Consider the following 13,095-nt stretch of genomic DNA (forward strand, 5'->3'; position numbering starts at 1 on the left):
TACCAGGGGTTGACCGTGAAGGCGATCAGCATCGGCAGGGCGCCCGCGAGATACGTACCGATCGTGGGGATGAACTGCGAGACCAGTCCCACCCACACGGCGAGCACCGGCGCGTAGTCCACGCCGAGGAACTCCAGCAGGACGTAGTGCGCCAGGCCGGAGATGAGCGCCATCAGGCCGCGCGAGTAGAGGTACCCGCCGGTCTTGTTGACGGCGATCTCCCACGCGCGCAGGACCTCCGCCTGCCGGGACGGAGGCAGTACCGAGCACAGCGCGCGCCGCAGCCGCGGGCCGTCGGCGGCGAAGTAGAACGCGAACAGGGTGATCGTCAGGAGTTGGAAGAGGCCGCCCAGCACCTGTGCGGACACGTCCAGGACGCCGGTGGCGCTGTTCTGCACGTACTTCTGGAGCCAGGCGGAGCGCAGCAGGCTGTCCTGGATGTCGACGCGGCTGAGCTCGGTGTGGAAGGTGGTGTTGATCCAGCTGATCACCGAGTCGACGTACTTCGGGAAGTCCTCGACGATGTCGATGATCTGCCCGGCGAGCATCGAGCCGAGCAGCGTGATGAAGCCCGCGCTCACGATCATCGTGACGAGGAACACGAGGCCGGTGGCCAGCCCCCTGCGCATGCCGAACGAGGACATCCAGCTCACCGCGGGCTCTATGGCGAGGGCCAGGAAGAACGCGATCAGGATGTTGATCAGCAGCCCGGTCAGCTGGTGAAAGGCCCAACTGCCCAGCTGGAAACAGGCGATGAGGGCAAGGGCGAGCACCATGGCCCGCGGCAACCAGCGCGGCATGCGACCGCCCCCCTCGGCCACGCCTCCGGCCGGGGGCCTGGGAGGTGTCGTGCCGAGCGGTGATGCGTGCTGTCCGACCTGCGCGGTCTCATCTGTCGATGCCACGGGCCAAGTCTCGCCCACGCCACAGGCAATCGACCCCACTCCCCCGGATCTTCGTGAGCGCTCAGCGCGATTCGTGGGGAACGTTCACCGCAGTACACACCGCGCGCCACACGTCCTTCGCCTCCCAGCCCGCGTCCAGCGCCTGCTGCACCGTACGCCCGCCGAGTTCCGACATCACATGATCGCGCGCGAAGGTGTCGGCGTACTCCGTACCGAAGTGATCCGACATCCGCTCCCAGAAGACCGTCAACCGCATGAATCCATTATCCCGCCCCTGAGGGTGGGCCCGAGCCGGGACCGCTTGCCGAGAACGCTTTCCGTCCTACGGTCTGACCCATGGCCGAAACAGGAGCATCCCCACTCCCCCCGACGCCCCCGGCGCACACTCCCGTCGCGCGCGCCGAGCATTTCGTCTGGCTCACCGCGCGCGTGCTGGAGCAGCGGCGTTTCGCGTACCACTTCCTGGGCGGCGGCGCGGACGCGGTCGAGACCGCGCTGTCCGCCTACCGCAACGAGGACGACGGGTACGGCCACGCGCTGGAACCCGATCTGCGCGGCCCGGTCAGCCAGCCCCTGCACGTCGGGCACGCGCTGCGCGTCCTGGACTCGATCGGGCGCTGCGGCGGACAGCGGGTGGAACGCGTCTGCCGCTATCTGACCTCCGTGTCGACGCAGGACGGCGCGCTCCCGGCGATCCGCCCCAGCCAGCGGGGCTATCCGGCGGCCCCCTTCGTCCTGATCGTGGACGACCCGCCCAGCGAACTGCTCGCCACCGGCCCCGTGGTGGGCCTGCTGCACCGCAACGAGGTGTGGCACGCCTGGCTGTTCCGGGCCACCGACTTCTGCTGGCAGGCGGTGGAGTCCCTGGAGAAGACACATCCGTACGAGGTCGAGGCCGCCGTGGCCTTCCTGGACCACGCCCCCGACCGTCCGCGCGCGGAGGCGGCCGCCGACCGGCTCGGCCGTCTGGTGCGCGAACAACGACTCGCGGTGCTGGACCCGGAGCACCTCGACGCGTTCCCTGTGGCACCCGGTTACGCACCCGGGGAACACCACCTGCCGCACGACTACGCAAAGACACCGGGCTCCCTCGCGCGCGCCTGGTTCACCGACGAGGAGATGACCCGCTCCCTGGGCTTCCTGAGAACGCAGCAACAGGAGGACGGCGGCTGGCCGATCCGCTGGCGCCAGTGGGCTCCGGGTGCAGCCCTGGAGGCCCGCCCCATGGTCACGATCGAGGCACTACGCACCCTGAGGGCATACGGCCTACCCACCAGCTGACGCCCCCTCAACCAGTCACGACCCGCACTCCTGCCGTGACCAGCACAGCCGCAGCGACGACCACCAGGAAGGGGGCACGCAGCAACAGGGCCACGGCGGCCGCGGCAAGCCCCGCGGCCTTCGCGTCCAGCACCAGGAGACGGCCGTCGGCGAAGGTCTGCTGTGCGGTCAGGGCGGCCAACAGGGCGACGGGCAACAGAGCGGCCAGCCGCTGCACGAGCGGCCGCTCCAGAGCACCCGCGGGAATCATCAACCCGATGAGTTTCGCCGCATAACAACCGACAGCGGTCACACAGATGGCGATCCAGACGCTCAACGCTTCTCCCCCGCCCGTTCACGCCCACCAGGGGAGTCCGTACGCGCCCCACGGCGCCCATGGACCCAAAGCGCCACCGGGGCGGCCAGCGCAGCCACCAGCACGGGAACGCCGGCAGGCAGCACGGGCAGCAGCCCAAGCCCCAGAACGACCGCACAGCCCGCGACAACACGCTCCAAAGGCGTCCTGACCATAGGCGCGAGCAGCGCCAGAAAAACGGCCGGCCCCGCCGCGTCGAGACCCCAGGCATCAATATCACCAATGGCCTCGGCGCCCAGCGCGCCCAGCAGTGTGGTGAGGTTCCACAGCACGTAGAGGGACAGCCCGGTGACGGTGAACCCGATCCGCACGCTGCGCCGCGTGGGCTGGGCGAGAGCCACGGCCGTGGTCTCGTCGATGACCCACTGGGCGGCGAACGGCCGCACCGCGCGCGGGAGGGCCAGCAACTGCGACAGCCGCAGTCCGTAGAAGGCGTTGCGCACCCCGAGGAAGAACGCACCCGCCGCGGCAGCGAACGGATTGCCCCCGCCGGCCAGCGCCCCCACGAGGGCGAACTGCGAGGCACCGGTGAACACCAGAAGACTGAGAGCACAGGTCTGCAGGACGGTGAGCCCACTACCCGCCGAGGTCACCCCGAAGGCGAACCCGGAAAGCCCGACGGCCACCCCGACCCCGAGCGCATCCCGCACAACGGCGGCATCAGCCTTCCCACCGCCACCACCAGGCACACCCGCCCTAGTACCTCTCCCATCTCTTCCGTCTGCTACATCTGCGGAAACTGCTGTTTCTTCTGCCACGCCTGGGACGGTAGGCGGGCCCCCTCCGACGAATCTTGTACGTTCTTGCGCTCACGCTGATAGGCCCCCGGCGGCACACCCACGATCCGGGTGAAATGCCGACTGAGGTGCGACTGATCGGTGAATCCCACGGTCAGCGCCACCTCGGCAGGCACGATCCCCGCGTCCAGAAGCCGACGCGCGCGCCGCACGCGAACATCGGTGAGCCACGCATGGGGCGGCATCCCATAGGCGTCCCGAAAGGCACGCAGCAACGCGAAGGAACTGGTCCCCAGATCCCCGGCGAGCCGTTCCAGCGTGGGAGGCCGCACGATCCGCTCTTCGAGAACCGCACGCGCGCGTGCGGCCACCCGGGCCCCCGCGGTCCGCGGTACCCGCTGCGGCAGCGTTCCCCCGTTGACCCGCAACAGCCGAGTCACGGCAACCCGCAACAAGGTGTCGGCGGCCAGCGCATTGCCCTCGTCGGCGGCACGCAACACCTGATGCACCAGCCCCACGGTGTACGGATCGTCGACGACCGGACTCATGAAACCGGGCGCACCACGAAGAACGGTGGTCTCGGCGGCGATCTCCGCCACCAGCTCGGGCGACGGATAGACAGCCCCGTACCGCCACCCCTCGGGAACACCGGCGCGCCCCGTGTGCGGGGTATCGGGATTGACCAGCGCGAGCGCCCCGGCCCCGGCGTACTGATCGGCCCCACCGTGATGGAAGACCTCCACCCCGTCCGAGATGGCGGCGATGACGAAGTTCTCATGCGTATGCCGCACAAAGGTCTTCCGAACATACCGAGCACGCAGCAGATCGACACCGGGCAACTCCGCGTACTGCCAGTGCCGAGCCAGCTCCCGCCCCACACCCGCCATACCCCCATCCTCCCCCAAAACCCCACCAAGCCGCACAGCCCCTCCAGCCACCACCCCCACCACCCCCTGCCTCTGCCTCTGCCGCCTGGCTGTCTGCCCGCAGACGCCCGACGGCCGCGGTGGGGCCGGTCCGGGGGTATCCGCCCGCAGCGGCTGGCGCACAACCGCAGCACTTCAAAACTCCCAACCTCGCGCCAGACCGAGGACGGATACCCCCGGACCGGCCCCGCCCCACCGAACAGGCAAGCGCACCCACGACCCACAGCAAGCACACCCCTCCGCCGCAGGTCAGCCCCATTGTCAGTGCCCGGGTGCAGGATGGACGCATGGTCAGCCACGCACACCGAGCCCTGGACGGCTTCTCCCCCGCGACCCGCGCCTGGTTCACGGGGGCCTTCTCCGCGCCCACCGACGCCCAGGCCGGCGCGTGGAAGGCCATCGGCGAGGGCTCGGACGTGCTGGTGGTGGCCCCGACCGGCTCCGGCAAGACCCTGGCCGCATTCCTCGCCGCCCTGGACCAGCTGGCCTCGACCCCACCCCCCGCCGACCCCAAAAAACGCTGCCGAGTCCTCTACGTCTCTCCGCTAAAAGCCCTGGCGGTGGACGTAGAGCGCAACCTCCGCAGCCCCCTGACCGGCATCCGCCAGGAAGCCGTCCGCCTGGGCCACCCCGAGCCCGAGGTGAAGGTCGGCATCCGCTCCGGCGACACCCCACCCGCCGAGCGCCGCACACTGGCCACCCGCCCCCCGGACATCCTGATCACGACTCCCGAATCACTGTTCCTGATGCTCACATCGGCCACGCGCGAGGCGCTGACGGGCATCGAGACAGTGATTTTGGACGAGGTGCACGCAGTCGCGGGCACCAAGCGCGGCGCCCACCTGGCCCTGACCCTGGAGCGGCTGGACGAACTACTGCCGAAGCCGACCCGCCGGATCGGCCTGTCCGCCACGGTCCGCCCGGTGGACGAGGTCGCCCGCTATCTCTCCCCGCACCGCAAGGTGGAGATCGTCCAACCCCCTTCAGGCAAGGAATTCGACCTCTCCGTGGTCGTGCCCGTAGAGGACCTGGGCGAGCTGGGCGGCTCCCCGGTCGCCGACTCCAACGAAGGCGCCGAGAAACCCTCCATCTGGCCGCACGTAGAGGAAAGGATCGCCGACCTGGTCCAGTCCCACCGCTCGACGATCGTCTTCGCGAACTCCCGCCGCCTCGCGGAGCGCCTCTGCAACCGGCTGAACGAGATCGCGTACGAGCGGGCGACGGGCGAACCGCTGGAGGAGCACCACTCCCCCGCCGAACTCATGGGCGGCTCAGGCGCCTCCCAGGGCGCCCCGCAGGTCATCGCCCGCGCCCACCACGGCTCGGTCTCCAAGGAACAGCGCGCCCTGGTCGAGGAGGACCTCAAGGCGGGCCGCCTCCCCGCGGTGGTGGCCACCTCCAGCCTTGAGCTGGGCATCGACATGGGAGCGGTGGACCTGGTCATCCAAGTGGAGTCCCCGCCCTCAGTGGCATCGGGCCTCCAGCGCGTGGGCCGCGCAGGCCACCAGGTAGGCGCGGTCTCCACAGGCGTGGTCTTCCCCAAGTACCGGGGCGACCTCGTACAGGCCGCAGTGGTCACCGAACGCATGCGCACCGGCGCCATCGAATCCCTCCGCGTCCCCGCGAACCCCCTGGACGTACTGGCCCAGCAGATCGTCGCGATGACGGCGCTCGACACCTGGCAGTACGACGACATCCTCGCCACGGTCCGCAGGGCGGCGCCGTTCGCCTCACTCCCCGAGTCGGCGTTCACGGCGGTCCTGGACATGCTCGCGGGCCGCTACCCGTCGGACGCCTTCGCGGAACTGCGCCCCCGCGTCGTGTGGGACCGAGTAGCCGGCACGATCACAGGCCGCCCCGGCGCCCAGCGCCTGGCCGTCACCTCCGGAGGCACGATCCCGGACCGCGGCCTCTTCGGAGTGTTCCTCGCCGGCTCCGACCCGAAGAAGGGCGGCGGCCGGGTGGGCGAACTGGACGAGGAGATGGTCTACGAGTCCCGAGTCGGCGATGTCTTCACCCTGGGCACCAGCTCCTGGCGCATCGAGGACATCACCCGCGACCGCGTCCTGGTCTCCCCCGCGCCAGGTGTACCGGGCAGGCTCCCGTTCTGGAAGGGCGACCAGCTCGGACGCCCGCTCGAACTGGGCCGCGCGCTGGGCGCATTCCTCCGCGAGGTCGGCTCGATGCCCAAGGACGACGCCCGGCTGCGGCTCCTCACCGCGGGCCTGGACGCCTGGGCCGCGGACAACGTCCTCTCCTACCTGGCCGAACAGCGGGAGGCCTGCGGCCACATCCCGGACGACCGCACCATCGTCGTCGAGCGGTTCCGCGACGAGCTGGGCGACTGGCGGGTCGTCGTGCACTCCCCCTTCGGCGCACAGGTCCACGCCCCCTGGGCGCTCGCGCTCGGCGCCCGTCTCTCCGAGCGGTACGGCATGGACGCCCAGGTCATGCACGCCGACGACGGCATCGTGCTGCGCCTCCCGGACGCCGACCTGATGAGCCTGGACCTACTGGACCAGGAGCCCGTGAAGCTGGGCTCGGAGTACGACGCCGAGCAGGCCCCCGTGGGCGCGGCGGACATCGCGTTCGACAAGGGCGAGGTCAACCAGATCGTCACGGACCAGGTCGGCGGCTCGGCCCTGTTCGCCTCCCGCTTCCGTGAGTGCGCGGCCCGCGCCCTGCTGCTGCCGCGCCGCAGCCCGGGCAAGCGCACCCCCCTGTGGCAGCAGCGCCAGCGCGCCGCCCAACTGCTCCAGGTGGCCAGCGAGTTCGGCTCCTTCCCGATCGTCCTGGAAGCGGTCCGCGAATGCCTCCAGGACGTCTTCGACGTACCGGGCCTCGTCGAGCTGATGGGCGACCTGGAGTCCCGCAAGGTCAGGCTCGTCGAGGTCACGACCCCGGAGCCGTCCCCGTTCGCCCGCTCCCTGCTGTTCGGTTACGTCGCCCAGTTCCTGTACGAGGGCGACTCGCCCCTGGCCGAGCGGCGCGCGGCGGCCCTGTCGCTGGACTCACGTCTGCTCGCCGAACTGCTCGGCCAGGCGGAGCTGCGCGAGCTCCTGGACGCGGACGTCCTGACCGAGCTGGAGCGCGAGCTGCAGTGGCTGACCGAGGACCGCCGGATCAAGGACGCCGAGGGCGTCGCGGACCGGCTGCGGATGCTCGGCCCGATGACCGGGACCGAGCTGTCCGAGCGCGGAGCGGATCCGCAGTGGGCCCGTGACCTGGCCGCGGCCCGCCGCGTCATCCAGGTGAGGATCGCCGGGGCGGACCACTGGGCGACCATCGAGGACGCGGGCCGGCTGCGCGACGCGCTCGGCACCGCGCTGCCCGTCGGCGTCCCCGAGGCCTTCACCGAGCCGGTCAAGGACCCGCTCGGCGATCTCCTCGCCCGGTACGCGCGCACGCACGGCCCCTTCACCTCGACGGCGGCGGCAGCACGCTTCGGTCTCGGTGTAGCGGTCACCGAGGGGGTCCTGCAGCGGCTCGCGGGAAGCGGTCGGGTCGTACAGGGCGAGTTCCATCCGGCGGGGATCGGCCAGGAGTGGTGTGACGCGGCGGTGCTGCGCAGACTGCGGCGCCGTTCGCTCGCCGCGCTGCGCCACGAGCTGGAGCCGGTGCCGCCCGCCGCACTGGCGCAGTTCCTGCCGCAGTGGCAGCACCTGGGCAGCGGGCACGGCCTGCGCGGCCTCGACGGACTCGTACGTGCGGTGGAGCAGTTGCAGGGCACCTCGGTACCGGCGTCCGCGCTGGAGAAGCTGGTCCTGCCGTCCCGCGTCTCGCACTACGCCCCCGCGATGCTCGACGAGCTGACGGCCGCGGGGGAGGTGGTCTGGGCCGGTGCCGGCGCACTGGCGGGCAAGGACGGCTGGGTCTCCCTGTATCTGTCGGACGCGGCACCGCTCCTCCTCCCCGCCCCGCATCCCCTGGAGCTGACAGCACTCCACGAGTCGGTCCTGAACGCCCTCTCCGGCGGTTACGGCCTCTTCTTCCGCCAGATCACCGACCAGGTCCGGGCCACCACGCACCCGGGGGCCACCGATCCCCAGCTGGCGGACGCGGTCTGGGACCTGGCATGGTCGGGCCGCCTGACGAACGACACGCTCGGCCCGATGCGCTCCCTGCTGGGTTCGGGCCGCACCGCGGGCTCCACCGCGCACCGCGCGAAGCGCACGATGCCCCGAGGGAGGTACGGAAGCCTGACGGCCGCCGCGCGGCCCACCTCGCGTACGGGGCCGCCGACCGTGGCGGGCCGCTGGTCGCTGCTGCCCGACCTGGAGCCCGACGCCACCGTGCGCGCCCACGCGCTGGCCCGCACCCTGCTGGACCGGCACGGTGTGGTCACCCGGGGCGCGGTCGCCGCGGAGGGAGTGGAAGGCGGCTTCTCCGCCGTCTACCGCGTCCTGTCGGTCTTCGAGGAGAGCGGCCAGGCGCGCCGGGGTTATGTGGTGGAGGGGCTGGGGGCCGCGCAGTTCGCGATGGACGGCGCGGTGGACCGGCTACGTGCGGCGGCCACGGCACGCGAGCGGGGCGAGTCACTGCCGGAGCCCGCTTTCCCGGGTGCTCCGGCGCTGAACCACTCCGGCGCGCCCACCCCGAACCCCTTCGACGGCTCCGCCGGGCACCCGGACCCCTTCGACGGCAACCTGGACTTCCTGTCCACCGACGTGTCCGCGGCCAACGACCCGTACTCCTTGAACGGCGGCTCCGAACGCCCCTCAGGCTCCCGCCCAGGCTCCTCGGCATCCAGGTCCACTCCACCCGGTGCGTCAGCACCCGGCGCCGGGCGAGGTTACGCGTCTCCCTACGCCGACTCCCCCCGTTCGGCCCCGCAGGCGTTCCCCGGCGGCCCTTCCTCCCGCACCCGTGCGAGCAGCACGAACCGCGCCATCGTGCTGGCCGCCGCCGACCCCGCGAACGCCTACGGCGCGGCCCTCCCGTGGCCCGAGCCTCCCACCGGCGCCGGCCACAAGCCAGGCCGCAAAGCAGGCTCCCTGGTCGTGCTGGTGGACGGCGAGCTGACTCTCTACATGGAGCGAGGCGGCAAGACGCTCCTGGCCTGGCCCGCCGCCCCGGACGAGGCGACCCTGCACGACGCCCGTCTGCGCACGGCCGCCGAGGCACTCGCCGCGTCGGCCGGCGCGGGTTCCCTCGGCACGGTCACCGTGGAGCGGGTCAACGGCGCCTCCGCGCTGACGTCGGAGTTCGGCACCCTCCTGGAGGGAGCAGGTTTCCACGCGACCCCACGAGGCCTGCGCCTACGCGCTTAGAACCACCCACTAGAACCACCCACCACCCGGACACGCCACCCGCCCAGCCCATCCCCGACTCGTCCCCATCGGGACGGCCAACCCACCCCCAGACCACCATCCCCAAGCCGCCGCCCGCCACGCAGCGCGCACCCCGCGCCCCGCACCACCCACCCGACGCCCCCACCCACCCCATGCCACCCTGGATCCCATGCCCGAAGGAGACACCGTCTGGCAGGCCACCCGGCGCCTGCACAACGCCCTCGCGGGCCACGTGCTGACCGTTTCCGATCTCCGGGTCCCCAAGTACGCCCTGACCGACCTCACCGGACGCACGGTCCTGAGCGTCGTCCCGCGCGGGAAGCACCTGCTCACCCGCGTCGAGGGCGGCCTCACCCTCCACTCGCACCTGCGCATGGACGGTTCCTGGAAGATCCACGCCCCCGGCGAGCGCTGGCGCGGCGGCCCCGCTCACCAGATCCGCGCGATTCTCGGCACCGAGGAACGCACAGCGGTCGGCTACCGGCTCCCCGTCCTGGAACTGCTCCACACCGCCGACGAGGACCGCGCGGTCGGCCATCTCGGCCCCGACCTCCTGGGCCCCGACTGGGATCCCGACAAGGCCTTGGCGAACCTCCTCGGCGACCCCGACCGCGCCCTCGGCGAAGCCCTCCTGGACCAGCGCAATCTCGCGGGCGTCGGCAACGTCTTCAAGAGCGAGATCTGCTTCCTGCTGCGCGTCACCCCCTGGCTCCCCGTCGGCGCGCTCCCCACCGAGTACGCCGCCCACCTGCCGACGGTCTCCAAGAAGCTCCTGGAGTACAACCGCGAGCGCCCCACCCGTGTCACCACCGGCCGCAGTGACCAGACCCTGTTCGTCTACGGCCGCGCGGGCCGCCCCTGTCTGCGCTGCGGCACCCGGATCCGCGTGGCGAACCAGGGTGACGGCTCCCGCGATCGCCCCACGTACTGGTGCCCGTCGTGCCAACCGGGCCCGTACCCACAGCCCGGCCAACGGTGAGGTCGTACACAGTTCCCAACGCCCCGCCGGGCCCGCCCCACCCTGCTCCGCTCCGCCCCGCCAGGTGAGACCGGCCCCTCACAAACCACCCCGCAAGACCAATTGACGACCCGTCAGATCGCTCGTACGGTCCCTGCATGCCCGTCACGGCGTACGACCTCACCGGACGCACCGCTTTCGTCACCGGCGCGGCGAGCGGCATCGGCCGCGCCTGCGCCGTGCTGCTCGCGGAGGCGGGTGCGACCGTCCACTGCGCGGACCTGGACACTCAAGGCCTGGACGAGACGGCGGCCCTGATCAAGGACGCGGGCGGTACGGCCCGTACCCACCCCCTCGATGTCACCGACCGCGCCAGGCTCGACGAGGCGGTCGCGACCTGCGCGCGCCTGGACGTCATGGCCGCCGTCGCGGGGATCATGCACAGCAGCCCGGTCCTGGAGACCCGCGACGAGGACCTCGACCGGGTCCTGGCGGTCAACTTCAAGGGCGTCCTGTACGCCTGCCAGGCGGCGGCCCGTTCGATGCTGACCTCCAGGACACCCGGCAGCATCATCACGATGGCGTCGGGGGCCGTGGACACCGGCGGGCCGGGGCTGCTCTGCTACGGAGCCGCGAAGGCGGCGGTCGTGCAGCTGACGAAGACCCTGGCGACGGAGATGGGCCCGCACGGCATCCGGGTCAACGCGGTCGCGCCGGGCTGGATCCGTACGCCCATGACCGACCGCCACGACGACGAGGCTCAGACGCGGACGGAGGCGTTCATGTCACGGATGTCGCCACTGGGCCGGGTCGGCGAGCCCGAGGACATCGCCCACGCGGTCCTGCACCTCGCATCCGGCGCCTCGGCCTTCACGACGGGCCAGATCCTCCGCCCGAACGGTGGCGTGGCGATGCCTTGGTGAAAACAAAACAACAACCCGCACCACCACCCCCCGCAGACACCACTGCTCCCTCAGACACCACTGCCCCACAAGCACCACAAGCACTACAAGCCCAGCAGGCACCACAAACCCAGCGGGCACTACAAACCCATCAAGCACCTCAAAAAGGCTCCCCCCGCTCCACCAACGGCCCACGCCACCTCCGCCAAGCCCCGGAAGCCCGCCGCATCCACTGGTCGGACCCGGCCGCCCCCACGGCCCGCCCCTTGGGTACGCAGTGCACCGGAAGCAGGCTCAGCCCCCACCCGCCGGCCGCGACCGCACCCTCCAGCACACCGGCGTCCGCGGCGAAGGCCAGCCGTATCACCGCCCACCACCACAGCCCTCCTGCACCCAGGGCAAGCCCCCACCTGGCTATTCGCCCGACCCGCCCCGTCCGTTTCATCCGCCCAGTCATGGCACCGCCTCCAGCGCGACGCTAGACCGCCGCGTTTCCCTCTCGACAGGGCGCACCAGCACTACGGGAGCGCACCGGGCGCACCAACGGCTCCCGCCCCACCGCGGCACGCCCCGGACATGAACAACCCCGCCGCTACCCGTTCTCCGCCTGGAACATCCAGTGGTGCTTCTCAAGGTCCGCGGTGATCTGGATGAAGATGTCCTGGCTCACCGGGTCCGCCTCCCCTGTGGCCCCCACCCGCTGCCGCATCCGCGCGATGACGGCTCCGAGGGCGTCCACGAGGGTTCCGACCGCGTCGGTGTCCTTCACCCATCCGTCCTTCACGGGCCCGATCCCGCTGCTGTGCGCGACGGTCGCGGCGCGTCCGTCCGGGGAGACACCGAGCGTGGAGGCACGTTCCGCCACGGTGTCGGAGTGCAGCCGGGCGGTGTCGACGACCTCGTCGAGCTGGAGGTGGACGGACCGGAAGCGCGGGCCGACCACGTTCCAGTGGATCTGCTTCGCCACGAGCGACAGATCCACCAGGTCGACCAGAGCGCCCTGCAGCGCCTCGGACACGGTCTTCAGGTCGGCATCGGACAGCGGGCTCTTCACGACGTACATCGACATCCTCCGGTCAGCAGCACCCCCGGGCCTTGCCCCCGCCCTCCACCATCGCCGCCCCGGCCGATACCGGCAAACGCGACAAACCTCACTCCCCCAGGAAGCCGCGCCCCTGACTCAACGCAAAAACCCCGACCGCACTCCCCCGGATCTCTCCGGAGAAGCCCCGGCCGGGGCTCTCACACAGTTCTTCTCAGTGCTGCCGATCTGCGCTGTGCACGGCGCGTTCCCAGCTCACAGGCGTGAGCCGATGGGCGTCACGCGGCGACGACGTCGACCGCCTCCGCAGGCGCCTTGATGGTCACCCGTTCCGGCGGCACACTGCTCACCGAGACGGAGTTGAGCCTCGGGCGTACCGGTGTGGGTACAGGCTCGGTGGCCGCTGCCGACTGGGCCAGCTCGGCCAGAGCGAGTTCGTCGCTCACTTCCCGCATGAGCTCGGACATCCGTACGTCCAGCGCGTCGCAGATCGCGGAGAGCAGTTCCGAGGAAGCCTCTTTCTGCCCCCGCTCCACCTCGGAGAGATAGCCGAGTGAAACTCGGGCGGACGAGGAGACTTCGCGCAGAGTACGGCCCTGGCGCTGGCGCTGCCGACGCAGCACGTCACCAAGCAGGCGACGGAGCAGAATCATCGGTGGCTCCCTCCTCGGTCCGCATAGCCGCATCCTTCTCGCCCC

At 71.2% G+C, this 13,095-nt stretch carries 12 protein-coding genes; 4 read left to right on the forward strand and 8 right to left on the reverse strand.

Going from position 1 to position 13,095, the window contains the following annotated elements:
* Both ACFVH5_RS33280 and ACFVH5_RS33285 read right to left on the reverse strand, forming a co-directional pair.
* A partial coding sequence (locus tag ACFVH5_RS33280; protein WP_385837432.1) for an AI-2E family transporter occupies positions 1-905 on the reverse strand: 905 nt, incomplete at its 3' end.
* A 61-nt stretch (positions 906-966) separates the two neighbouring features.
* Positions 967-1,161: a DUF3046 domain-containing protein gene (locus ACFVH5_RS33285; RefSeq protein WP_384798774.1), complete on the reverse strand. Its 195-nt coding sequence runs from the start codon at positions 1,159-1,161 to the stop codon at positions 967-969.
* An 80-nt stretch (positions 1,162-1,241) separates the two neighbouring features.
* Between ACFVH5_RS33285 and ACFVH5_RS33290 the strand changes: the two genes are divergently transcribed.
* Complete coding sequence (locus ACFVH5_RS33290; RefSeq protein ID WP_385837433.1) at positions 1,242-2,186, forward strand: hypothetical protein; 945 nt, start codon at positions 1,242-1,244, stop codon at positions 2,184-2,186.
* Between the two features lie 7 nt (positions 2,187-2,193).
* On the opposite strand, the gene ACFVH5_RS33295 is transcribed toward ACFVH5_RS33290, so the two are convergent.
* The 3 genes from ACFVH5_RS33295 to ACFVH5_RS33305 form a co-directional block, all read right to left on the reverse strand.
* Positions 2,194-2,502, reverse strand: coding sequence for an AzlD domain-containing protein (locus ACFVH5_RS33295; RefSeq protein WP_385837434.1), 309 nt, complete (start codon positions 2,500-2,502; stop codon positions 2,194-2,196).
* Complete coding sequence (locus ACFVH5_RS33300) at positions 2,499-3,191, reverse strand: AzlC family ABC transporter permease (RefSeq protein WP_385837435.1); 693 nt, start codon at positions 3,189-3,191, stop codon at positions 2,499-2,501. Before ACFVH5_RS33300 ends, ACFVH5_RS33295 begins: the two co-directional genes overlap by 4 nt.
* A 74-nt stretch (positions 3,192-3,265) precedes the next feature.
* Complete coding sequence (locus ACFVH5_RS33305; RefSeq protein WP_385837436.1) at positions 3,266-4,165, reverse strand: AraC family transcriptional regulator; 900 nt, start codon at positions 4,163-4,165, stop codon at positions 3,266-3,268.
* A gap of 326 nt (positions 4,166-4,491) precedes the next feature.
* Here ACFVH5_RS33305 and ACFVH5_RS33310 point away from each other — a divergent pair, with 326 nt between their 5' ends.
* The 3 genes from ACFVH5_RS33310 (at position 4,492) to ACFVH5_RS33320 (ending at position 11,376) form a co-directional block, all read left to right on the forward strand.
* Positions 4,492-9,474, forward strand: coding sequence for an ATP-dependent helicase (locus ACFVH5_RS33310; protein ID WP_385837437.1), 4,983 nt, complete (start codon positions 4,492-4,494; stop codon positions 9,472-9,474).
* Positions 9,475-9,664: 190 nt separating this feature from the next.
* Positions 9,665-10,474 carry an Fpg/Nei family DNA glycosylase gene (locus tag ACFVH5_RS33315; RefSeq protein ID WP_385837438.1) on the forward strand — a complete coding sequence of 270 codons (810 nt, stop codon included), beginning with the start codon at positions 9,665-9,667 and terminating at the stop codon, positions 10,472-10,474.
* Positions 10,475-10,611: 137 nt separating this feature from the next.
* Entirely contained in the window at positions 10,612-11,376 is a 765-nt protein-coding gene (locus ACFVH5_RS33320; RefSeq protein WP_385837439.1) for an SDR family NAD(P)-dependent oxidoreductase, read from the forward strand.
* Positions 11,377-11,515: 139 nt separating this feature from the next.
* Here the strand turns inward: ACFVH5_RS33320 and ACFVH5_RS33325 are convergent, their stop codons facing one another.
* The 3 genes from ACFVH5_RS33325 to ACFVH5_RS33335 all read right to left on the reverse strand — a co-directional run bounded on the left by ACFVH5_RS33325 (position 11,516) and on the right by ACFVH5_RS33335 (position 13,050).
* A complete protein-coding gene (locus ACFVH5_RS33325; protein WP_385837447.1) occupies positions 11,516-11,800 on the reverse strand; it encodes a hypothetical protein in 285 nt (94 codons plus the stop codon).
* Between the two features lie 147 nt (positions 11,801-11,947).
* On the reverse strand, positions 11,948-12,418 hold the full coding sequence (locus ACFVH5_RS33330; RefSeq protein WP_385837440.1) for a Dps family protein: 471 nt from the start codon (positions 12,416-12,418) through the stop codon (positions 11,948-11,950).
* 257 nt (positions 12,419-12,675) lie between these two features.
* Positions 12,676-13,050: a helix-turn-helix domain-containing protein gene (locus ACFVH5_RS33335; protein ID WP_107022501.1), complete on the reverse strand. Its 375-nt coding sequence runs from the start codon at positions 13,048-13,050 to the stop codon at positions 12,676-12,678.
* Positions 13,051-13,095: the final 45 nt, after the last annotated feature.

Origin of the sequence: Streptomyces sp. NPDC127119 (assembly GCF_042677425.1) — a bacterium.
GTDB lineage: Bacteria > Actinomycetota > Actinomycetes > Streptomycetales > Streptomycetaceae > Streptomyces.

Bases quoted from the DNA above. Each gene is read 5' to 3' on its own strand.
- ACFVH5_RS33290 (WP_385837433.1), top strand. From the start codon at position 1,242: ATGGCCGAAACAGGAGCATCCCCACTCCCCCCGACGCCCCCGGCGCAC.
- ACFVH5_RS33315 (WP_385837438.1), top strand. From the start codon at position 9,665: ATGCCCGAAGGAGACACCGTCTGGCAGGCCACCCGGCGCCTGCACAAC.
- ACFVH5_RS33320 (WP_385837439.1), top strand. From the start codon at position 10,612: ATGCCCGTCACGGCGTACGACCTCACCGGACGCACCGCTTTCGTCACC.
- ACFVH5_RS33325 (WP_385837447.1), bottom strand. From the start codon at position 11,800: ATGAAACGGACGGGGCGGGTCGGGCGAATAGCCAGGTGGGGGCTTGCC.
- ACFVH5_RS33305 (WP_385837436.1), bottom strand. From the start codon at position 4,165: ATGGCGGGTGTGGGGCGGGAGCTGGCTCGGCACTGGCAGTACGCGGAG.
- ACFVH5_RS33310 (WP_385837437.1), top strand. From the start codon at position 4,492: ATGGTCAGCCACGCACACCGAGCCCTGGACGGCTTCTCCCCCGCGACC.
- ACFVH5_RS33335 (WP_107022501.1), bottom strand. From the start codon at position 13,050: ATGATTCTGCTCCGTCGCCTGCTTGGTGACGTGCTGCGTCGGCAGCGC.
- ACFVH5_RS33330 (WP_385837440.1), bottom strand. From the start codon at position 12,418: ATGTACGTCGTGAAGAGCCCGCTGTCCGATGCCGACCTGAAGACCGTG.
- ACFVH5_RS33285 (WP_384798774.1), bottom strand. From the start codon at position 1,161: ATGCGGTTGACGGTCTTCTGGGAGCGGATGTCGGATCACTTCGGTACG.